This is a genomic window from Psychrobacter piechaudii (genome assembly GCF_900162825.1).
GTDB lineage: Bacteria > Pseudomonadota > Gammaproteobacteria > Pseudomonadales > Moraxellaceae > Psychrobacter > Psychrobacter piechaudii.
This window is the reverse complement of the sequence record NZ_FUGE01000021.1, coordinates 1-821: the sequence shown is the minus strand read 5'-3', so window position 1 is coordinate 821 and position 821 is coordinate 1. Positions and strand designations below refer to the sequence as shown.

Annotated in this window: 1 pseudogene; it reads right to left on the bottom strand. The window is 40.8% G+C overall.

The window, feature by feature from the left end:
• Positions 1-821, bottom strand: a pseudogene (locus A1019T_RS00265) (RNA-guided endonuclease InsQ/TnpB family protein); the annotation flags it as partial.

Below are 821 nucleotides of genomic sequence, written 5' to 3'. Positions count from 1 at the left end.
ATTCCTACAGCTAGACGGTCAAGCCCGACCGCAAGGATGTTCTTAGCAGCATTGATATCTCTATCATGCCATGTGCCACACTCAGCACAAGTCCATCCTCTTATTCGCAAACCCGCTCTACCCTCAAGCTACTGTCACTTATTTTGTGGCAGCACGAGCAGGTCTGGGTAGTGTAACTCTCATTTACGATCTCAAGCTGACAACCTGCATGCTTGCATTTATATTCCAGTTGTCGTTTGAGTTCAAACCAACCTGCATCGTATGTCGATTTAGCGAGCTTGGTTTTTTTATTGGTAAATGAGCGTGATTTAACATCACCAACCACAATTAAGCTGTTATCTTTAACAAGCTTGGTGGTGAATTTATGAATTAAGTCTAATCTTGTGTTTTTGATTTTGGCGTGGATTGCTTTAACACGTTTTTTATTCTTAGCACGCTGGGCTACTGCTAATTTATTCGCCCACTTTTGCGTTTGCTTAATAATTAGCTTGGCACCATTTGAGGTAGTGGCAGACTCTTTTAAACCTAAGTCAATACCAACGCTGCCCTTACCACTTGCTTGCTTAGGAAAGTCTTTAACAGTAATACACGCATACCAACGATTACGACTGTCTTGTACTATCTCAAGCGTGTTAATTTGATATAGGCTTAGGTTGTAGCTATCGAATACATCTATAATAAGCTTTTGACCTTTGGATAGTGATAGCTGAATAGTTGATTTAAGTGCTTTCTTTCCCGTTTGTCTTGTGCTTAGATACGTGATAGCAGACTTTTTAAAAGGTATCCAGCCCAGTGTTTTGCGTTTTGCATCAGGACGGTTG